19 protein-coding genes are annotated in these 19,393 nt (G+C 69.7%); 14 read left to right on the forward strand and 5 right to left on the reverse strand.

What is annotated here, in order from left to right:
- The first annotated feature begins 24 nt into the window (after window positions 1-24).
- Both surE and PX554_RS12575 read left to right on the forward strand, forming a co-directional pair.
- A complete protein-coding gene (gene surE, locus PX554_RS12570; RefSeq protein ID WP_275502200.1) occupies window positions 25-798 on the forward strand; it encodes a 5'/3'-nucleotidase SurE in 774 nt (257 codons plus the stop codon).
- Entirely contained in the window at window positions 798-1,919 is a 1,122-nt protein-coding gene (locus tag PX554_RS12575; RefSeq protein ID WP_275502202.1) for a M23 family metallopeptidase, read from the forward strand. Before surE ends, PX554_RS12575 begins: the two co-directional genes overlap by 1 nt.
- Before the next feature lie 138 nt (window positions 1,920-2,057).
- Here the strand turns inward: PX554_RS12575 and PX554_RS12580 are convergent, their stop codons facing one another.
- A complete protein-coding gene (locus PX554_RS12580; protein ID WP_093222162.1) occupies window positions 2,058-2,564 on the reverse strand; it encodes a flavin reductase family protein in 507 nt (168 codons plus the stop codon).
- A gap of 154 nt (window positions 2,565-2,718) precedes the next feature.
- On the opposite strand from PX554_RS12580, the gene cysD reads away from it, so the two are divergent.
- From cysD to der, 8 genes are all read left to right on the forward strand, one after another.
- A complete protein-coding gene (gene cysD / locus PX554_RS12585) occupies window positions 2,719-3,627 on the forward strand; it encodes a sulfate adenylyltransferase subunit CysD (protein ID WP_275502662.1) in 909 nt (302 codons plus the stop codon).
- A 193-nt stretch (window positions 3,628-3,820) separates the two neighbouring features.
- Window positions 3,821-5,749 carry a sulfate adenylyltransferase subunit CysN gene (gene cysN / locus PX554_RS12590; RefSeq protein WP_275502205.1) on the forward strand — a complete coding sequence of 643 codons (1,929 nt, stop codon included), beginning with the start codon at window positions 3,821-3,823 and terminating at the stop codon, window positions 5,747-5,749.
- 2 nt (window positions 5,750-5,751) lie between these two features.
- Complete coding sequence (locus PX554_RS12595; RefSeq protein WP_275502207.1) at window positions 5,752-6,477, forward strand: 3'(2'),5'-bisphosphate nucleotidase CysQ; 726 nt, start codon at window positions 5,752-5,754, stop codon at window positions 6,475-6,477.
- Window positions 6,478-6,602: 125 nt separating this feature from the next.
- The gene (locus PX554_RS12600) at window positions 6,603-6,884 is read left to right on the forward strand and encodes a DUF427 domain-containing protein (RefSeq protein WP_093222173.1); all 282 of its coding nucleotides are present in this window, start codon (window positions 6,603-6,605) and stop codon (window positions 6,882-6,884) included.
- 42 nt (window positions 6,885-6,926) lie between these two features.
- The gene (gene panB / locus PX554_RS12605; protein WP_093222176.1) at window positions 6,927-7,799 is read left to right on the forward strand and encodes a 3-methyl-2-oxobutanoate hydroxymethyltransferase; all 873 of its coding nucleotides are present in this window, start codon (window positions 6,927-6,929) and stop codon (window positions 7,797-7,799) included.
- 66 nt (window positions 7,800-7,865) lie between these two features.
- Window positions 7,866-8,564, forward strand: a complete 699-nt coding sequence (locus tag PX554_RS12610) for a tetratricopeptide repeat protein (protein WP_093222179.1) — start codon at window positions 7,866-7,868, stop codon at window positions 8,562-8,564.
- Window positions 8,561-9,937, forward strand: a complete 1,377-nt coding sequence (locus PX554_RS12615; protein WP_093222183.1) for an outer membrane protein assembly factor BamB family protein — start codon at window positions 8,561-8,563, stop codon at window positions 9,935-9,937. Before PX554_RS12610 ends, PX554_RS12615 begins: the two co-directional genes overlap by 4 nt.
- Before the next feature lie 194 nt (window positions 9,938-10,131).
- Complete coding sequence (gene der, locus PX554_RS12620) at window positions 10,132-11,490, forward strand: ribosome biogenesis GTPase Der (RefSeq protein WP_275502212.1); 1,359 nt, start codon at window positions 10,132-10,134, stop codon at window positions 11,488-11,490.
- Window positions 11,491-11,636: 146 nt separating this feature from the next.
- Here der and PX554_RS12625 read toward each other — a convergent pair whose 3' ends face one another.
- Window positions 11,637-13,937 carry a coiled-coil domain-containing protein gene (locus PX554_RS12625; RefSeq protein WP_275502214.1) on the reverse strand — a complete coding sequence of 767 codons (2,301 nt, stop codon included), beginning with the start codon at window positions 13,935-13,937 and terminating at the stop codon, window positions 11,637-11,639.
- 84 nt (window positions 13,938-14,021) lie between these two features.
- On the opposite strand from PX554_RS12625, the gene PX554_RS12630 reads away from it, so the two are divergent.
- The 4 genes from PX554_RS12630 (at window position 14,022) to PX554_RS12645 (ending at window position 18,080) form a co-directional block, all read left to right on the forward strand.
- A complete protein-coding gene (locus tag PX554_RS12630) occupies window positions 14,022-14,315 on the forward strand; it encodes an Hpt domain-containing protein (RefSeq protein ID WP_275502216.1) in 294 nt (97 codons plus the stop codon).
- Window positions 14,316-14,428: 113 nt separating this feature from the next.
- Window positions 14,429-15,589, forward strand: coding sequence for a hypothetical protein (locus tag PX554_RS12635; RefSeq protein WP_275502218.1), 1,161 nt, complete (start codon window positions 14,429-14,431; stop codon window positions 15,587-15,589).
- A gap of 35 nt (window positions 15,590-15,624) precedes the next feature.
- On the forward strand, window positions 15,625-16,728 hold the full coding sequence (locus tag PX554_RS12640) for a DUF2336 domain-containing protein (protein WP_275502220.1): 1,104 nt from the start codon (window positions 15,625-15,627) through the stop codon (window positions 16,726-16,728).
- The gene (locus tag PX554_RS12645) at window positions 16,725-18,080 is read left to right on the forward strand and encodes a sensor histidine kinase (protein ID WP_275502222.1); all 1,356 of its coding nucleotides are present in this window, start codon (window positions 16,725-16,727) and stop codon (window positions 18,078-18,080) included. The genes PX554_RS12640 and PX554_RS12645 overlap by 4 nt, the downstream gene beginning before the upstream one ends.
- Window positions 18,081-18,101: 21 nt before the next feature.
- On the opposite strand, the gene PX554_RS12650 is transcribed toward PX554_RS12645, so the two are convergent.
- The 3 genes from PX554_RS12650 to PX554_RS12660 are packed head-to-tail and all read right to left on the reverse strand — an operon-like array spanning window position 18,102 to window position 19,335.
- Window positions 18,102-18,449 carry an ArsC family reductase gene (locus PX554_RS12650; RefSeq protein ID WP_275502226.1) on the reverse strand — a complete coding sequence of 116 codons (348 nt, stop codon included), beginning with the start codon at window positions 18,447-18,449 and terminating at the stop codon, window positions 18,102-18,104.
- Entirely contained in the window at window positions 18,446-18,868 is a 423-nt protein-coding gene (locus PX554_RS12655; RefSeq protein WP_275502229.1) for a GNAT family acetyltransferase, read from the reverse strand. Before PX554_RS12655 ends, PX554_RS12650 begins: the two co-directional genes overlap by 4 nt.
- Window positions 18,865-19,335, reverse strand: a complete 471-nt coding sequence (locus PX554_RS12660) for a GNAT family N-acetyltransferase (protein ID WP_275502230.1) — start codon at window positions 19,333-19,335, stop codon at window positions 18,865-18,867. The genes PX554_RS12655 and PX554_RS12660 overlap by 4 nt, the downstream gene beginning before the upstream one ends.
- Between the last annotated feature and the right edge of the window lie 58 nt (window positions 19,336-19,393).

Consider the following 19,393-nt stretch of genomic DNA (forward strand, 5'->3'; position numbering starts at 1 on the left):
CCGCCCCGGCGCGGGAAGGATCTGATGCGCATCCTCCTGTCCAACGACGACGGCATCCACGCACCCGGCCTCGCCGTGCTCGAACGGCTCGCGCGCACCTTGTCCGACGACGTCACCGTGGTCGCGCCGATCGAGGAGCAATCGGGCAAGGGCCGCTCGCTCTCCCTCACCCAGCCGGTGCGGCTGCGCGCGTTCGGCGAGAAGCGCTGGGCGGTCACCGGAACGCCCACGGACGCGGTGATGATCGCGCTCGCCGAGATCATGAAGGACGCCAAGCCCGACCTGATCCTGTCCGGCGTCAACCGCGGCGCCAATCTCGGCGAGGACGTCAGCTATTCAGGCACCGTCGCCGCCGCGATGGAGGGCGCGCATGCCGGCATCCGCTCGATCGCGCTCAGTCAGCGCTATGCGGGCAGCGGTATGGGCGACGCCGTCACCTTCGCGGCGGCGGAAGCCTGGGGCGAGCGCGTGTTGCGCACGCTGATCGACACGCCGTTCGCGCCGCGCACGCTCGTCAACGTCAACTTCCCGCCGATCGCGGCCGAGGCGGTGCAGGGCATTCGGGTCGTCGCGCAGGGCTTGCGCGATTACGGGCGGCTCCAGCTCGATCGCCGTACCGATCCGCGCGGTTTCGACTATTACTGGCTGCGGCTCGGGCGCATTCCCCACACGCCCGCCGAAGCCACCGATCTCGAGGCGATCGAGCAGGGCCACATCACCGTCACCCCGCTGCATCTCGACCTGACCCACCGCGCGTCGCTCGCCACGCTTGGCGAGAGGTTCCATAAGGACGCGTGATGGGGTGGTTTCCGGGTCGGTCGCGCAACGCGGCGTCGTTGGCCGTTCTGCTGCCCGCGCTGGCCGCCTGCATTCCACAAGGCGCCGCCCCCGATCCGGACGCGACGCGCTATCGCCCCCGCCAGACCCCGCCTGACCGGCCCGTCGATACGCCTCCCGCCTATGGCCAGGATGATGCACCGCCCCGCGCCGACGCGAGCGTCGCCGCGGTCCCGGCGCCGCCGCCCGCGTGGCAGGCGCGCCCGGTCCGCGCCGATGCGAAGGCGATCGACCCGACGATCTACGTCGTGCGCTCCGGCGACACGCTCCGCGCGGTCGCGGACCGGACGGGCGCCGGCTCGGAGGCGATCGCGCGCGCCAACGGGCTTAGCGCGCCGTTCATGATCCGCGCCGGCCAGCGGCTGGCGATCCCCGGCGGCCGCTACCACCTCGTCCGTTCGGGCGAGACCGGCATCGCGATCGCGCGCGCTTACGGCATCGACTGGTCACGGATCGTCACCGCCAACGGCCTCAGCGAGCCCTATACGCTGCGCGCCGGGATGCGCGTGCTGATCCCCGATGCCACCCCCGGCCTCAGCAGCGCGGCCGAGCGCGCCGCCGCGTTCCGGCTCGACGTCGATGATCTCGTCACCGGCAGCGCGCCCGCGCTCGCCGGCAACCAGCGCCCCGCCCCGCCCACACGGTCACCCCGCCGCGTGCTCGCGCCGACCGAGGCGATCAGCGAGCCGACGCGGCTGCGCGGCGTGTTCGGCTGGCCCGCGCAGGGCCGCATCGTGGCGCGCTTCGGCCCGAGCGGCGCGAGCGGCGAGCGCTTCAACGGCATCAAGATCGCGCTGCCGATCGGCACGCCGATCCTCGCCGCCGCCGATGGCGTGGTCGCTTATGCCGGCAGCGAGGTGCCGACGCTGGGCGGCCTCGTCATCATCAAGCACGGCGACGGTTGGACCACGGTGTACGGCCACGCCAGCCGCCTGCTCGTCCAGCGCGGCCAGGCGGTCAAGCGCGGCCAGACGATCGCACTGTCGGGTGATACCGGGCTGGCCGACCGGCCCGAGCTTCACTTCGAAATGCGCAAGGGCCGCACGCCGATCGACCCGATCGGGCAATTGCCGCGATCGTAAGCGCCTACCCTCCCGTTCGTGCTGAGCGGAGTGTCGCCGCCCCCTCCAACCGTTCGTGTCGAGCGAAGTCGAGACACAATGCACGTCCGCCCGGGGCATGTCCCTCGACTTCGCTCGGGACGAACGGGGCATGACGCTTCAAGACGTTGACGACGGCTCCAACACCGAAAACGCGCCGTAATTCCCCTGGAAGAACAACAGCGGCGCGCTCGGCGCCTCCACCTCCAGCGCGATGACGCGGCCGAGCACGATATAATGGTCGCCCGCCTCATGAACCGCGTCGAGATTGCAGTCGATCCACGCCACCACCCCGTCGAGGATCGGCGAGCCGTTGGCGGAGGCGCGGTGCGAGATGCCGGCGAACTTGTCCGCACCGCGCGTCGAGAATTGTCGGCACAGCGCCTCCTGATCGGCGGCGAGCACGTTGACGCAGAATTTGCCGACCTTCTCGATCCGCGGCCAGCTCGACGAGCGGCGATCGGGGAAGAACGCCACCAGCGGCGGATCGAGCGACACCGAGGTGAACGAGCCGACCACCATGCCGGTCGGCGTGCCGTCCGCCTCGGCCGCGGTGACGACACAGACACCGGTGGGGTAATGGCCCAGCACGCGGCGGAACGTCGCGTTATCGAAACTTGTGCTCACCGGCGACTCCCCGCATAATCCCGGCGCAACGCATGCGGATTCCGCGCGCGGCAATCAACCCCGCCTAGCTGCGATTGGGGCCGGCCTAGAATCATTCGCTTGCCGCGCGGCGCCGCGCGCCGTCTTGGGGGCACTCACCCTCGATCATCCGGACATGCCCGTGCAATCGCTGACCCATCTGCAACGCCTCGAATCCGAAGCGATCCACATCCTGCGCGAGGTGGTTGCCGAAGCTGACAAGCCGGTGATGCTCTATTCGGTCGGCAAGGATTCGGCGGTGATGCTGCATCTCGCCAAGAAGGCTTTTTACCCCGCGCCGCCGCCCTTCCCGCTGCTTCACGTCGATACGACCTGGAAGTTCCGCGACATGTACGCGCTGCGCGACAAGGCGGCGGCCGATGCCGGCATGGAACTGCTCGTCTATCAAAACCCCGAGGCGCGCGAGAAGGGCATCAACCCGTTCGACCACGGCCCCTTGCACACCGATATGTGGAAGACCGAGGGGCTGAAGCAGGCGCTCGACCTCTACGGGTTCGATGCGGCGTTCGGCGGCGCGCGGCGCGACGAGGAAAAGAGCCGCGCCAAGGAACGCATCTTCTCGTTCCGCACCGCCTCGCACCGCTGGGACCCCAAGGCGCAGCGCCCCGAACTCTGGCACCTCTACAACGCGCGCAAGGCCAAGGGCGAAAGCATGCGCGTGTTCCCGATCTCGAACTGGACCGAGCTCGACATCTGGCAGTACATCCAGCTCGAAGGCATCGAGATCGTGCCGCTCTATTTCGCCGCGCCCCGCCCGACTGTCGAGCGCGACGGCATGCTGCTGATGGTCGACGATGATCGTTTCCGGCTGAACCCCGGCGAGGTGCCGGTGGAGCGCTCGATCCGCTTTCGCACGCTCGGCTGCTACCCGCTCACCGGCGCGGTCGAGAGTGACGCGAAAACGCTCCCCGAGGTGATCCAGGAAATGCTGCTCACCACCACCAGCGAACGCCAGGGCCGCGCGATCGACAAGGACGGCGGCGACGCGAGCATGGAGAAGAAGAAGCAGGAGGGGTATTTTTGATACGCGACCCCGCCCCATCCCCGTTCGTGCTGAGCCCTTCGGCTGGCTGGCAAGCCAGCCGCTCAGGACAGGCTTCGGCCCAAGAGGCCGAAGTCGAAGCACGTGCCCCAAACGCCGCTGCCCGTGGCACGTCCTTCGACTTCGCTCAGGACGAACGGGCTGGTGATGTTCCCGCTTCTCACGGGCAGACGAAATGACCGACACCCAAGACCCGATCTACCAGACCGACACCCTCATCGCCGAGGACATCGACGCCTATCTCGACGCGCATCAGCACAAGACGATGCTGCGCTTCATCACCTGCGGGTCGGTCGATGACGGCAAATCGACGCTGATCGGGCGGCTGCTCTACGATTCGAAGATGATCTTCGAGGATCAGCTCGCCGCGCTCGAGGCGGACAGCAAGCGCGTCGGCACACAGGGCGGCGAGATCGACTTCGCGCTGCTGGTCGATGGCCTCGCCGCCGAGCGCGAACAGGGCATCACCATCGACGTCGCGTACCGCTTCTTCGCGACCGAGAAACGCAAGTTCATCGTCGCCGATACCCCCGGCCACGAACAATATACCCGCAACATGGTGACCGGCGCCTCGACCGCCGACCTCGCGGTGATCCTGATCGACGCGCGCAAAGGCGTGCTCGTCCAGACGCGGCGGCATTCGTACCTCGCCCACCTGATCGGCATCCGCAACATCGTGCTCGCGGTGAACAAGATGGATCTGGTCGGCTACGACCAGAGCGTGTTCGACGGAATCGTCGCCGACTACACCGCCTTCGCCACCTCGATCGGGATCGAAAGCTTCGTCGCGATGCCGATCTCGGGCTTCAAGGGCGACAACATCACCACGCGCAGCGCCAATATGCCCTGGTACACCGGGCCAACGCTGATGGAACATCTCGAAACGGTCGCGGTCGATGCCACACTCGACGCGCAGAAGCCGTTCCGCATGCCGGTGCAATGGGTCAACCGCCCCAACCTCGATTTCCGCGGCTTCGCCGGGCTGATCGCGGGCGGGGCGATCCGGCCGGGTGACGCGGTCCGCGTGCTGCCCTCGGGCAAGACGTCGACCGTCAAGGCCATCGTCACGCTGGACGGCGATCTTGACGAGGCGATCGCCGGCCAGTCGGTCACGCTCACGCTCGCCGACGAGGTCGATTGCTCCCGCGGCGACGTGATCGCCGCCGCCGACGCCCCGCCGCAGGTCGCCGACCAGTTCGAGGCGACGATCGTGTGGATGGACGAGGCCGAGATGCTGCCGGGCCGCCCCTATTGGCTCAAGATCGGCACGCAGACCGTCTCGGCTACGCTCCAGCAGCCGAAATATCAGGTCAACGTCAACACGATGGAGCATCTCGCCGCGAAGACGCTCGATCTCAACGCGATCGGCGTCGCCAACCTCGCCACCGACCGCCCGATCGCCTTCGAACCCTATGCGCAGAACCGCGATCTCGGCGGGTTCATCCTGATCGACAAGATGACCAACGCCACCGTCGCGGCGGGGATGATCCACTTCAGCCTGCGCCGCGCCGACAATATCCACTGGCAGGCGGTCGACGTCAGCCGCGCCGCGCACGCCAGCCAGAAGTGGCAGGAGCCGCGCGTGGTGTGGCTGACCGGGCTGTCGGGGTCGGGCAAGTCGACGATCGCCAATATCGTCGAGAAGAAGCTGTACGCGCGCGGCAAGCACAGCTTCCTGCTCGACGGCGACAATGTCCGCCACGGGCTCAACAAGGATCTCGGCTTCACCGATGCCGACCGCGTCGAGAACATCCGCCGCGTCGGCGAAGTCGCCAAGCTGATGACCGACGCCGGGCTGATCGTCATTACCGCGTTCATCTCGCCGTTCCGCGCCGAGCGCGACATGGTGCGGCAGATGCTGCCCGCCGGCGAGTTCATCGAGGTGCATATCGACACCCCGCTCGCCGAGGCGGAGGCGCGCGACGTCAAGGGCCTCTACAAGAAGGCGCGCGCCGGTCAGCTCAAGAATTTCACCGGCATCGACAGCCCCTATGAGCCGCCGCTCAACCCCGAAATCCGCATCGACACGACCAAGCTCAGCGCCGATCAGGCGGCGGACGTGATCGTCGAGGCGATCGTCGGCATCTGGAGCCATGACCTGTGAGCATGACCGACGCCGACCTCGCCGCGCACCTCGCCGAGACCGCCGGCACGCTGCTGCGCGCGGTGCGGGGCGCGGGCGTGTTGTCGCCCAAGGCGCTCGGGCTCGCCGGTGACCAGACCGCCAACCAGTTCCTCGTCCACGCGCTGCGCGACGCGCGGCCCGAGGACGGGCTGCTCTCCGAAGAGATGAAGTGCGACGGCACCCGGCTCGGCATGCGCCGCGTGTGGATCGTCGATCCGGTCGATGGCACGCGCGAATATGGCGAGGCACGCGCCGACTGGGCGGTCCATGTCGCGCTCACGATCGACGGTGTCGCCAGCGTCGGCGCGGTCGCGCTGCCCGACGCCGGGCTGGTGCTGCGCAGCGATCGCCCCGCTCCGGTGCCGCCCCCGCCCGCGCAGTTGCGCATGGTCGTCAGCCGTACCCGTCCCGCGCCCGAGGCGATCGCGGTCGCGGGCAAGCTCGGCGCCGAGCTGGTGCCGATGGGATCAGCGGGTGCCAAGGCGATGGCGGTGGTGCTCGGGCAGGCCGACATCTACCTCCATTCGGGCGGGCAATACGAGTGGGACAGCGCCGCCCCGGTCGCGGTCGCGACCGCCTACGGGCTGCACTGCTCGCGAATCGACGGTTCGCCGCTGCGCTACAACAACGCCGACGTGTATATGCCCGATCTGCTGATCGCGCGTCCCGCGCATGCCGAAATGGTGCTCAAGCTGCTCAACACTTGATTCTCTCCGGCACGGAGAGGGGGGTGGAGGGGGACTTCCACATACGATACGCTTGTGGAAGCCCCCCGCCGCCGCGCTACGCGCGCCAGCTTTTCGTGCCGGGGAGGATCAGGAAAGGATATCTCATGCCGACCGCACGCTGGAACGGCGCGATCATCGCGCAATCGGACGATACCGTCGTCGTCGAGGGCAATCATTATTTCCCCGCCGACTCGGTCGATCCCGCCCTGCTGGAAGACAGCGCCACCCACACGATCTGCCCGTGGAAAGGCACCGCCAGCTACAAGACGATCGTCGTCGGCGGCGCGCGCAATCCCGATGCGGCCTGGTATTATCCCGATCCCAAGGCGGCCGCCGCCGAGATCAAGGGGCGTTTCGCGTTCTGGAAGGGCGTGACGGTCGCCTGACACCCGCTGGCGCGCACACGCGAGCGCGGGTATGGAGCGCGCATGTCCACGACCTTCACGATCGACACCGCGACCAGCCGCGCCAATCCCACGCCGGCGCCGATGAAGCGGCTCACCGTGCCCGCGATCCGCAAGCGCAAGGGTGCGAATGGGAGTGGCGAGCCGCTGGTGATGCTCACCGCCTATACGGTGCGGATGGCGCAACTGCTCGATCCGCATTGCGACATCCTGCTGGTCGGCGACAGTCTCGGCCAGGTGATCTACGGCCTGCCTTCGACGCTGCCGGTCACGCTCGACATGATGTGCGCGCATGGCGCCGCGGTGGTGCGCGGCAGCTACCATTCGGTCGTCGTCATCGACATGCCGTTCGGCAGCTACGAGGCGAGTCCTGAAGCCGCCTTCGCCTCGGCGGCGCGGATCATGAGCGAGACCGGCGCGGCGGCGGTCAAGCTCGAGGGCGGCGTCGCGATGGCGCCGACCGTCGCCTTTCTGTCCGAACGCGGCATCCCGGTGATGGGGCATGTCGGCCTGACGCCACAGGCGGTCAACGCGCTCGGCGGTTACGGCGCGCGCGGCCGCAGCGAGGCCGAGCACGCCAAGATCCTCGCCGACGCGCGCGCGATCGCCGATGCCGGCGCGTTCGCGATCGTCGCCGAGGGTATCCTCGAGCCGCTCGCCCGCACGATAACCGCCGAGGTGGCATGCCCAGTGATCGGCATCGGCGCCTCGGCGCAGTGCGACGGTCAGGTGCTCGTCACCGAGGATATGCTCGGGCTATTCGAGCGCACGCCGCGCTTCGTCAAGACGTTCGACGACATGGCTGGCCGCATTTCCGCCGCGGTTGAGACCTATGCGCGCGATGTCCGGTCGCGCACGTTCCCGGGCGTGGACCAGACGTATCTGCCGAAGGACTGAGCCACTTCCCCTTGCTATCGCGGACCGCTAAGGTCCGCGCCTTCCCCGCCCGATTGGAGTTATGCGTTGGCTGTCCCGCCGAATACCGATGCCGCTTTCCTGCGCGAAGTCGATGAGGAGCTGCGCCGCGACCAGCTCGCTGGCGCGTGGCAACGTTACGGGCGGATCGCGATCGTCGCGATCGTCGCCGCGCTGGTCGCGTTCGGCGGCTATCTGCTGTGGCGCAGCCACCAGCAGTCCGAAGCGGGCGCCAAGGCCGAGACATTGCAGAAGGTGTATGACGGTATCGCCGCCAAGGATGCCGCCGCCGCCAAGCCGCTGCCCGATCTCGCCAAGGCGAGCGAGCCCGGCTACCGCGCGCTCGCGCAGTTCACCCAGGCCGATCTGCTGCTTCAGAAGAACGATCTGCCCGGCGCCGCCAAGCTGTTCGCGGCCATCGCCGCAGACAGCGGCGTCGGCCAGCCGTTCCGGGACCTCGCGCTGATCCGCCAGACCAGCGCCGAGTTCGACACGCTCAAGCCCGACGTGGTCGTCTCGCGGCTGCGCGATCTCGCCAAGCCGACCAACCCGTGGTTCGGCAGCGCGGCCGAGCTGGTCGCGATCGCCTATCTGCGCATGAACAAGCCCGATCTGGCCGGGCCGCTCTTCGCGCAGATCGCGCGCAATGAGGATGTACCCGGCACGATCCGCCAGCGCGCCGTGCAGATGACGGGCGCGCTCGGTGTGGATGCCGTCGATCAGGCTGAGGACAAGAAGGCGAAATGAAGACGAGGATATTCCTGGCCGCGACGGCATCGGCTGCACTCGCGCTCAGCGGCTGCGCCGCGCTGAAGGGCTCCGGCCGTCACAAGACGCCGACGCTCGGCGAGCGGATTCCGATCCTCGCCTCCGAAAGCGCCGCCGACGCCGACAAGACGATCGCCGACGTCCAGGTGCTGCTGCCCGAGGCGACCGCAAACGACACCTGGGCACAGCCCGGCGGCAGCGCCGCCAAGTCGCTCGGCCAGCTCGCGCTCGGCACGTCGCTGGCGCGGCAATGGACCGCGCAGATCGACGGCGGCTCGAACCGCCAGCGGCTCGGCTCGGCGCCGATCGTCGCCGACGGCAAGCTGTTCGCGGTCGATGTCGATGCGACGATCCACGCCTTCGACGCGGCGAGCGGTGCCAAGATCTGGACCGCAGACATCGCCAAGGGATCGGAAAAGAAGAACCGCTCCGCCCGCTTCGGCGGCGGCGCGAGCTTCGACGACGGCAAGATCTTCGCGACCGACGGCCTCGGCGACGTCGTCGCGTTCGACGCGAAGGACGGCAAGGAACTGTGGCGCGTCAAGCCCGGCGGCCCCTTGCGCAACGCGCCGACCGTCGCGCTTGGGCAGGTCTATGTGTTGAGCCAGGACAACCAGCTTTTCGCGCTTTCGCAGGCGGACGGCTCGATCGTCTGGTCGGGTTCGGGCTCGCTGGAGACGCAGGGCGTGTTCGGCGTGGCCGCACCGGCGGTCGCGCAGGGTACCGTCGTCGCGGGCTTCTCCTCGGGCGAACTGACCGCCTACCGCTATGAAAACGGCCGCACGCTCTGGCAGGATGCGCTGTCGCGCTCGAGCATCTCGACCTCGGTGTCCTCGCTCGCCGATATCGACGCCGATCCCGTGATCGATCGCGGCACCGTGTTCGCGGTCGGCCAGGGCGGGCGCACCGTCGCGATCGAGATCGCCTCGGGCCAGCGCCAGTGGGAGCAGAATTTCGCGGGCATTTCGACGCCGTGGGTCGCGGGCGAGTGGCTGTTCCTGGTCACCGACGACGCGCGGCTGGTCTGCCTCGCGCGCGGCACCGGCAAGGTGCGCTGGATCGCGCAGCTCCAGCATTACAAGAGCGACAAGATCGTCCCCGACGATGCGCCCAAGAAGAAAAAGAAGAAGAAGGAAAAGCACAAGAACCCGATCACCTGGTACGGCCCCGTGCTGGCCGGCGGGCGTCTGGTGCTCACCAATTCGCTCGGCCAGATCGTCTCGGCCGCGCCCGAGACCGGCAAGGTGCTCGCGACGATCAACGCCAAGCAGGGCTTCACCCTGCCGCCGATCGTCGCGAAATCGACGCTCTACGTGCTCGATCAAAAGGGGCACGTGACCGCGTACAAGTGAGCGGCCCCAACACACCGTCCGTGCCGAGCGAAGTCGAGGGACACGCGAGCGCCTCCCACAAGCCGTTCGTGTCGAGCGAAGTCGAGACACCTGCTTTGGGCTGATCCCCCGACTACGATCGGGACGAACGGGGTAGCGGACAAGCATATCGGCACGGGGGTGACGAAACCGCGCGCGTGCCGTAAGGGAGCGCGATGCCCAATCTCCCCGTGGTCGCGATCATCGGCCGGCCCAATGTCGGCAAATCGACTCTGTTCAACCGCCTCGTCGGCAAGAAGCTCGCGCTCGTCGACGATCGCCCCGGCGTCACGCGTGATCGCCGCGAGGGCGATGCGACGCTGATCGGGCTCGATTTCCGCGTCATCGACACCGCCGGCTATGAGGATCAGGACGCCGCCTCGCTGCCCGGCCGGATGCGCCAGCAGACCGAGGCGGCGGTCGCCCAGGCCGATGTCGCGTTGTTCCTGATCGACGCACGCGCCGGGATCGTCCCGCTCGACGAGGAAATCGCGCGCTGGCTGCGCGGATCGACCACGCCGATCGTGCTCGTCGCCAACAAGGCCGAGGGCCGCGCGGGCGAAGCGGGCATCATCGAGGCGCTCGCGCTCGGCTTCGGCGACCCGGTGCAGCTTTCCGCCGAGCACGGCGAAGGCATGGGCGAATTGTTCGAGGCGTTGCTGCCGCACCTCGAACGTGACGAGGAAGCGCCCCTCGAAGAGCCCGAGGATGAAGAATTTTACGAACAAGGCCCGCTCAAGCTCGCCATCATCGGCCGGCCCAACGCGGGCAAGTCGACGCTCATCAACAAGATGCTCGGCGAGGACCGACTCATCACCGGCCCGGAAGCCGGCATCACGCGCGATTCGATTGCGATCGACTGGATGTGGGAAGGCCGCCCGGTCCGCCTGATCGACACCGCCGGCATGCGCAAGAAGGCACTGGTGCAGGACAAGCTCGAGAAGCTCTCGGTCGCCGACGCGCTCCACGCGATCGACTTCGCCGAAGTGGTCGTACTGCTGCTCGACGCCACGCGTGGGCTGGAGGCGCAGGATCTGCGGATCGCCGATGTGGCGTTGCAGGAAGGCCGCGCGCTGATCGTCGCGATCAACAAATGGGACGTCGCGGAAAACGCCAGCAGCCTGTTCAACGGCATCCGCAGCGCGCTCGAAGAGGGGCTCAGCCAGGTCAAGGGCCTGCCGGTGCTCACCGTCTCGGCGGCGACCGGCAAGGGCATCGACACGCTCATCAAGGTCGCGTTCGAAACGCGTGAGGCGTGGTCGCGCCGTGTCGGCACGGGCGAACTCAACCGCTGGTTCGAAAAGGCGGTCGACGCCAATCCCCCGCCCGCCCCCGGCGGCAAGCGGATCAAATTGCGCTATCTCACCCAGGCCAAGACGCGTCCGCCCGGCTTCGTGCTGTTCGGTACGCGCGTCGATCAACTGCCGATGAGCTACCAGCGGTATCTCATCAACGGCATACGGCGCGATCTCGGCTTCGGCGCGGTGCCCGTGCGGTTGACGTTACGCGCGCCGAAGAACCCGTTCGACCGGTAGCCGCGTCACCGTCGCCCCGGGCGCAGGCCGGGGCCGCTGGGCGTTGCGCGACCCGGGTGCCCGGCACGCACCGGCCTGGACCTGCGTCGGGGCGACGGCATCGTGGATATCACGCAGGGCGGGCGGCTGAGGCGACGCGTGGTGCCTCAGCTTCGCAGCCGCTCGATCGCCTGCGCCAGCGCCACATAGAGCTTGCCCATGTCCGACGACAGCAATGTCACGCCCAGCGGCGAGCCATCGCGTTGCGCGAGAATCGCCCGCAGCATAGCTTCGAAATCGTGGATGTAGCGGTTGACGTGGTCGCGGAAGCGATCGTCATCGTCGTAGAGCCGGGCGATTTCACGCGCCTCGCCGCCGTCGAGCAGCCGCACCGCGCGGCGCGTGAACACGCCGCGATCGCCGCGCAGATAGGCGGCCCAGGCGCTGTCGGCGACTTCGGTCGAAAAGGTCTTGGCGATGTCGATAGAGGCCGAATTAAGCGCTTCGATCAACAGCGAGACACGGCGCGCGAAACTTTCCTCCTCGGCCTTCTCGCGCTCGTTGCGCGCCTGTTCGACGCGCGTCTCGACGATCGCGCTCGCCGCGCTTATCGTGGTGATCTGCTCGGCGATCCGCGCGGCGACGCGTTCGGCGACACGCGCCGCCTCTTCCGCCGCCTCGCCGATCGCGGTGAGGTTGAGGTCGAGCGAGGAGGTCGCCGCGCGCTGCATCGCGTCCGCGCTCGCGGCTTCCAGCGCGGCGGCGGCCTCCGGGATCACGCTGGCGAGCGTTTCGCGCGCGCTCGCGGCGGCGGCGTTGGCGGTGTCGCGCACACGCAGCAACGCATCGACGAGGCGCGGCGCGGCATCCTCCGCGAACCGGTTGGCCTGTCCGATCGTCGCCTCGACCGAAGCGCCAAGCTCCGCCGCCTTGCCGGCACTCTCGGCGAGCGTCGCGCGCAGCGTGCCCGCGAGCGTCTCCGCCTGGTCGCGCTGGCCCGAGATGACGAAGGCGACCGATTCGATCGCGTCATGCGTGTCTTCGGCGGCGGTGACGAGCGCGGCCAACTCGGGCCGGGCGTCGCCGACCAGACGGCGGCTCGCGCCGATCCGCTCGTCGAGCCGGGCGAGCGCGGCGGGAACCGTCTCGTCGATCTCGCGCGTCGCCGAATCGAGCGCGACCAGCAGCCGCTCGGTCGTTCCGATCGTCGTCGTGGCGATCTCGTCGCCGGCGCGGACGGTTTCGGACATGCCCTGAGCCGAGGCGCGCAACGCCTCGATCGACACGGCGAGTTCGCGCGCGCGCGCGGCCTGACGGTCATGGAAGCCGTCGAACTCGGCGGACAGATGATCGGCACCGGCACCGAGCGTCTCGACCATGTCGGTGGTGGCGTCGCGCTGCGCCGCCAGCCGCGCGGCGATCCGGTCGATCACGGTCTCGATGTCGGCGATGCGTGCGGCGAGCGCCTCCGCGCTATGCTTGGCGGCATGGTCGAGCGCGGCCTGATGCGTGCCGAGCATCGCCAGCATCGCCTCGCCCTGCGCGCTGATCCCCTTACGCGCCTCGTCGACCGCGCCGGCGGTGCGATCGAGCAGGCCGTCGACCGATGCCGACATCTCCGCGCTCACCTGTTCGAGCCGCGCCGCCGCCGATTCGCTGGTCGCCTTCATCCGCATCAGATTCGCGGCGAGCTTCTGCGCGGCACCGCCCGCGACCTGATCCGCCTCGCGCCCGCGCGCGGCGAGCGCGGCGAGCTGCGCGTCGAGCGCGGTCGCGCTCTCGCTCGCCACGATCGCGGTGTGCTTGAGCTGGTCGGTCAGCGACGCCGTCTCCTCGCCCGCGCGCGGCAGCATCGCGATCAGCGTCTCGAGCTTGGCGCAGGCATCCGCCGAAAGCGCGGCGAGCGACTTGGCGTTGGCATCGGCCCGCGCGATCTCGGCGGCGATGCCGCTGCCGATGCCGCCGAGCCGCGCGGTCGCGGTCTCGCCCAGCATGGTCAGGGTCGCGGCCTGCTCGGCGAGCCGTTCGCGATTGTCCTCGATCGTGCGCGACAGCGCCGCCACCGTGGTTTCGAGCGACGCCGCCTCGGCACGCATCGCGCGCGCGGTGCCGGCGAAGCGATTCGCCTCGGCGCGGCTGGTGCGCAACGCGAGCAACAACCCGATGCCGATCAGCGCGGGCGGCACACACAGGGCGGCGATGAAGACCGCCAGCTCCATCGGCGGCGTCTCCGCGAGGCGGTTCCAGCTCAGCGCGAGCATCGCGCCGATCCAGCCGACCGACACCACCGCGCCGAGCACCGGCAGCACCCGGCCCGATCGTGGTTCCGGCGCCTCGTCGAAATCGAGCAAGTCTTGCGGCGTGTCCGTCAGCGGCTCTTTGATATGCTCTCCGCCTCCGGCGCGGTCGCCGGCCGAAAAATCGCCCGCGCTCGGGCGAAGATCAATGATGCGAGAACCCCCGTTCATTTGCCCGTGTTTACCATGATTCACGCACCGGGGAAGCGAATTGCGAAACCTTGCCTTAACGTTCGTCGTGATATTCGCTCCATTATGGCTTATGATCCCGGAGCAATCGATGCGACCCTGGCGGCGGCGGTGGGCGACGAGCCCGAGTTGATCGCGGAGCTGCGCGGCGCCTTCCTCGACAGCGCCAACCGCGCGCTCGACCAGCTCGAAGCGGCGCACCGCGCGCCGGAATGGCGGCTGGCGGCAAGCCGGCTCAAGGGTCTCGCCGCCAGCTTCGGCGCGGTCCGGCTGATGGCGGTGGCGAACGAAGCCGCCGAGGCTCAGCCGCTCGACATGGCGATCGTGCGCCGGCTGCGCCGCGCGGTGGAGCGGCTCTAACCCCCTCCGTTTGTCCCGGGCGCAGGTGCGTTCGGCCCCGCTCGACATGGGCGGCGCGCCCATGTTTCCGCATCACCTTTGCCTTTGCCGGCAACACCGCCTAATGGCCCCCGATGCTGGCGGGCCTGATTTTTGCGACGGAAGATGCCGAGGATCGTGCGGGGACGCTGGCGGAGACGCTGCCGTTCGGTGGACTGACGCTCATCGAATTCCAGGCGCGGCTGCTGATCGCGGCCGGCGCGACCCAGATCGTGCTCGCGGTCGCGCGCATGACGCCGGGGCTGCTCGGCGCGATCAGCCGGATCGGCCGGCGCGGTGTCACCGTCGATGCGGTGCGCACCGCGGCCGAGGCGGTCGAGACGCTCCATCCGCTCGCGCGCGTCGCGGTGGTCGCGGACGGCGTGGTCACGACCGGGGACACGGTGGCGCTGCTCGCCGCCGAACGGGGCGACACCTTGCTCGTCGCCGATGACGGCGACGACCGGTTCGAGCGGATCGGCGTCTCGACCGCCTGGGCCGGCCTCGCGCTGATCGAGGTCGCGCGGATCAAGGACGTCGCGGCGATGCCGCACGATTATGATTTCCAATCGACCTTGCTGCGCATCGTCGCGCAATCGGGCGCGCGCCAGATCCGCCTGCCGAAGAGCGCGGAGTCGACCCACGGCATCGAGCGCGATTCGCAGGCGCTGGCCCGCTGGGGCAATGCGATCGTCGCGACGCTGATGGCACGGCCCGTGCGGTGGGCCGATCGCTATGCCACCGCCCTACCCGCGCGCCTGTCGCTGCCGCCGCTGCTCGCGCGCGGCGCGCCGAGCTGGGCGTTCAGCCTGGGCGCCGCTGTCGCCGGGCTGGGCGGATTGGCCGCGATCCTGTCGGGCTGGCTCGCGATCGGCCTCGTCGTGCTGCTCGCGGCGATGCTGCTCGCGACGATCGGCCACACGCTCGCCTGGTTGCGCGACGAGGCGTTGCCCGCGCGCCTGCTCGCGGTCGCCGCGCCCGTCATGGCGGCGGCGAGCCTGCTCGCGGTCGGCGGCGCCACGCACTCCGCGCTCGGCTGGGCGCTGGCGCTCGGCGCGGTCATCGCCGGCGGACTGGTCGAGCGGATCGCGCTCGCCGCCTGGCCGCACCGCTGGTGGTCGAGCCTCACCGCCGCGCCGATCGTGATGCTGCCGTTCGCGCTGTTCGGCTATCCGCTGGTCGCGCTCGGCGCCGCCGGCCTATATGCCACCGCGACGCTTGCCGCCGCGATTGAGACGCTGATCGAAAAGCCTTAAGTCCGTCTTAACGATGCCCGGTTAAGCGTGCTGGCATGTCGATCAGCGATCGCGATCCGAATCCCGGCGGAAGGGCCGCCGCCCCCACGCTGCTGGCGCGCGCGGCGGCGGCGGATTTGCGCGCCGACCGGCGGCTCACCACCGCGATCGACGATATCTTCCTCGGCGACGACGGCCGACTCGACGATCGCGCGCGCGCCGCGCTCGCCACCACGCTCGAATCGGTGCTCGGCGCGATAGAGGCCGCGATTCGCATGCATGCCGCGCGCCTGCTCACCGCGCGCGCGCAGCCGCGGCTCGCCGAACTGATCGCCGATGGCGTGTCCGCGCTCGATCGGCTGCGCGCGGCCGGGCTGCTGCGCGACCCGGAGCTGATGCACGAGCTGATCGGCCGCGTGCGCCAGGGCCTGATCGCCGACGCGCTGCCGATCGAACCGCCGGGCCGCGCCGACCAGCCGAGCCTGCTCGCCCGCCTGTCGCGCCATGCCGATCAGCGCGTCGCGCGCGCCGCCGTCGCGCTGCTCGCCGCCGAGGGGCATCGCAAGGCGCCGATCCTCGTCGGCGCGGCGCCGCGCGGCGATCTGCCGGCGCCGATCCACCGCCGGCTGGCATGGTGGATCGCCGCCGCGCTGCGCGCGCGCCCCGCCTCGGGCGACATCGACGCGCTCGACCGCGCGCTCGCCGAGGCGGCGCAGCACAGCATCGCCGCCTATGACGAGAACGATCGCCTCGAAGCGGTCGCGACTCGCCTCGCCGCCGCGCTCGACGCGGGCGCGGAAGAGCTCGCCGCGCTGCTTGGCGATGCGCTGGCCGACCAGCGGCTGTCGCTGTTCATCGCCCTGCTCGGCCATGCGCTGGGCCTCGCTTATGCCGATGTGCGCGATCTGGTGCTCGAGCCCGATGGCGAGCGGCTGTGGCTGGTGCTGCGCGCGCTGGAGCTGGACCGCGCGGCGATCGCGGCGATCGGGGTGGCGCTGTGCGAGGCCGATCCGCGCCGCGACATCGAACGTTTCGCCGAGACGCTCGACACGATCGCCGCGATCGAGCCCGAGCGCGCGCGCGCGGCCGTCGCCCCCCTCACGCTCCCGCCCGAATATCGCGCCGCGATGGTCGCGGTCGCGCGGGGGACATGGGCATGAACGCGCACGATCCGGTGCCGCCGCTGGTGCGCGGCCTCGTCGATCCCGATGGGCGATTGGTCGAGGCCGACCAGCGGCTCGAGGATCTCAACGCGCGCGCGGGCGGCGCGATCGGCGAACCCGTGGCGGTGCCGCAACTGGCGCGGCTCGCGCGGCTCGCGCAGCGGCTCGGCATTCTCGTCTCGCGTGGCGTGGTCGCGGCGGACGGCGCGGACGATCTCGATCTGTGGGTGCGCGCCGAGCCGGGCGCGTCGGGCGTGTCGCTCGCCATCACCGGCTGGCGCGGCCGCCCCGCCTGGACCGCGCCCGATGCCAGCATCGAGGCCGATCACGCATCGCTCGCCACCGACGCGGACTGGCGCTGGGAGACCGATGCGGCGCTTCGGCTGACCTTCCTCACCCCCGATGTCGGCACGCGCCACGGCTTCGATGCCGATTCGCTGTTGGGGCAGCCGCTTACCGCCCTGTTCGTGCTCGGCGAGGACGAGAGCGGTGGCTTCCCGATCCTCGGCGGGCTGGCGATGCGCGAGCGGTTCGAGGATCAACCCGCGCGGCTGCGCGCGACGGGCGAGCCGCTGCGCCTCGCCGCCGCCCCGCGCAGCAACATGCGCGGCGAGTTCGTCGGTTTCATCGGCGCGGCGGCGGTCGATCGCCCGCAGGCCGCGCGGACGATCGACGATGCCGGCGGCGCGTTCGCCGCGAGGCTCGACACCGCGTTGCGCGCGCCGCTCGGACGGATCATCGCCAACGCCGACAGCATCAACGCCCGCTCGGACGGGCCGCTGCGGCAGGATTATGTCGATTACGCCGCCGACATCGCCAGCGCCGCGCGGCATCTGATCGGGCTGGTCGACGATCTGGTCGATTTGCAGGCGATCGAGCGGCCCGACTTCCAGGTCGCGGTCGAGACGGTCGACCTCGCCGATCTCGCGCGCCGCGCCGCCGGGCTGCTCGCGGTGCGCGCCGCCGATGCGAAGGTGCGGATCGACAAGCCCGCGCTCGGCGAGGCCCTGCCCGCGCGCGGCGAGTTCCGCCGCGTGTTGCAGATCTTGGTCAACCTGATCGGCAATGCCGTGCGCTATTCGCCCGAAGGCGGCGTCATCTGGGTGCGGGCCGAGCGCGACGGCGCGGCGGCGGCGATCATCGTCGCCGATCAGGGCAAGGGCATCGCCGAGGAGGATCAGGCGCGGATCTTCGAGAAGTTCGAACGCGTCGATCCGCGCGAACCCGGCGGCAGCGGCCTCGGCCTGTATATCGCGCGGCGGCTGGCGCGCGCGATGGACGGCGAGATCACGCTAGATAGCGCCCCCGGGCACGGCGCCCGATTCGTCCTGACCCTACCGGCAGCTTGATCCTTCCCGTCCCGGCAGGGATCACCCCAGCGCGGCCGCCGCGTAAGCCTCGGGCTTGAACCCCGCCAGCAGCGTATCGCCGCTTTCCAGGACCGGCCGTTTTATCATCGACGGTTGCGCGATCATCAGGTCGATCGCCTTGTCGCGGGTGAGATCGGCCTTGTCCGCCTCGGGCAGTTTGCGGAACGTCGTGCCAGCGCGGTTGAGCAGCGCCTCCCAGCCGAGCGCGTCGCTCCACCGCTCCAGCGTCGCCCGGTCGATCCCCGCCTTCTTGTAATCATGGAACGCATACGCCACGCCATGCGCGTCGAGCCAGCTCCACGCCTTCTTCATCGTGTCGCAATTGCGGATACCGTAGAGCGTCGTCATCGTACCTCATCACCCTCGAGAAAGCGCCCGAACACCACGACCGGCTGCCGCTCCAGCCCCAACGCCTCATAGAAACCGAGCGCGGTCGCATTGCCCTCGCGCACCATCAACTGCACCTTCGGCACACCGCGCGCGGCGAACCACGCCTGCGCCGCCGCCATCAGTGCGCGCCCCAGTCCGCTCCGCCGCCGCTCGGGCGCGACGGCGAGATAATAGATCCAGCCGCGATGCCCGTCGAACCCGACCATCGCGCTGCCGATGGCGTCAGTGCCGTCGCGCGCCACCAGCACCGTCGAGGTCGCGGTGGCGAGCGCGAGCGCGAAATCGGCATCGGGGTCGTTCCACGGCCGCGTCAGCCCGCACGCGCGCCACAGCGCGACCACCGCGGCCGCGTCGCTGGCGCTCGCCTCCGCGATCATGCGATGCCCCGCAAGTGCAGCTTGTAGCCGATGTGGCTACGCTCCCAGCCGAGCCGCTCGTAGAAGCGGTGCGCGTCGATGCGGTCGCGCTGCGTGGTGAGCTGCACCATCCCGCATCCCGCCGCGCGGCACTGCTCGACCGCCCAGTGCACCAGCTCGGCGCCCAGCCCCTGCCCGCGCATGTCGCTCGCGATCCGCACCGCCTCCAGATGGCCGCGCGACGCACCTTTGCGCGACAGGCCGGGCAGCACCGCGATCTGCACCGTGCCGACCACGAGCCCCTCGAACTCGGCCACCACCAGTCGCATCTTCGGGTCCGCCGAGATCGCCGCGAACGCCGCGAAATAGCCCGGATCGAGCGGCAGGCTGGCGTCCTCACGCGCGGCCCCCTTGATATCGTCGGCGAGCATCGCGACGATCGCGGGCAGATCGTCGCGCGTCGCATCGCGCATGTGCAATCGGGCCATCCGATCCTTCCGGCAAAGCGCGGCTGATAGCATAGCTGTAAGAAGACGAAAGTCCGTC

Origin of the sequence: Sphingomonas pollutisoli (genome assembly GCF_029167165.1) — a bacterium.
Lineage (GTDB): Bacteria > Pseudomonadota > Alphaproteobacteria > Sphingomonadales > Sphingomonadaceae > Sphingomonas > Sphingomonas pollutisoli.

Coding starts and splice junctions, on each gene's coding strand:
- cysD (WP_275502662.1), top strand. CDS start 2,719: ATGCCCGTGCAATCGCTGACCCATCTGCAACGCCTCGAATCCGAAGCG.
- PX554_RS12650 (WP_275502226.1), bottom strand. CDS start 18,449: ATGACGACGCTCTACGGTATCCGCAATTGCGACACGATGAAGAAGGCG.
- PX554_RS12595 (WP_275502207.1), top strand. CDS start 5,752: ATGACCGACGCCGACCTCGCCGCGCACCTCGCCGAGACCGCCGGCACG.
- PX554_RS12655 (WP_275502229.1), bottom strand. CDS start 18,868: ATGATCGCGGAGGCGAGCGCCAGCGACGCGGCCGCGGTGGTCGCGCTG.
- panB (WP_093222176.1), top strand. CDS start 6,927: ATGTCCACGACCTTCACGATCGACACCGCGACCAGCCGCGCCAATCCC.
- PX554_RS12635 (WP_275502218.1), top strand. CDS start 14,429: ATGCTGGCGGGCCTGATTTTTGCGACGGAAGATGCCGAGGATCGTGCG.
- cysN (WP_275502205.1), top strand. CDS start 3,821: ATGACCGACACCCAAGACCCGATCTACCAGACCGACACCCTCATCGCC.
- der (WP_275502212.1), top strand. CDS start 10,132: ATGCCCAATCTCCCCGTGGTCGCGATCATCGGCCGGCCCAATGTCGGC.
- PX554_RS12600 (WP_093222173.1), top strand. CDS start 6,603: ATGCCGACCGCACGCTGGAACGGCGCGATCATCGCGCAATCGGACGAT.
- PX554_RS12575 (WP_275502202.1), top strand. CDS start 798: ATGGGGTGGTTTCCGGGTCGGTCGCGCAACGCGGCGTCGTTGGCCGTT.
- PX554_RS12625 (WP_275502214.1), bottom strand. CDS start 13,937: ATGAACGGGGGTTCTCGCATCATTGATCTTCGCCCGAGCGCGGGCGAT.
- PX554_RS12660 (WP_275502230.1), bottom strand. CDS start 19,335: ATGGCCCGATTGCACATGCGCGATGCGACGCGCGACGATCTGCCCGCG.
- PX554_RS12645 (WP_275502222.1), top strand. CDS start 16,725: ATGAACGCGCACGATCCGGTGCCGCCGCTGGTGCGCGGCCTCGTCGAT.
- PX554_RS12630 (WP_275502216.1), top strand. CDS start 14,022: ATGGCTTATGATCCCGGAGCAATCGATGCGACCCTGGCGGCGGCGGTG.
- surE (WP_275502200.1), top strand. CDS start 25: ATGCGCATCCTCCTGTCCAACGACGACGGCATCCACGCACCCGGCCTC.
- PX554_RS12640 (WP_275502220.1), top strand. CDS start 15,625: ATGTCGATCAGCGATCGCGATCCGAATCCCGGCGGAAGGGCCGCCGCC.
- PX554_RS12615 (WP_093222183.1), top strand. CDS start 8,561: ATGAAGACGAGGATATTCCTGGCCGCGACGGCATCGGCTGCACTCGCG.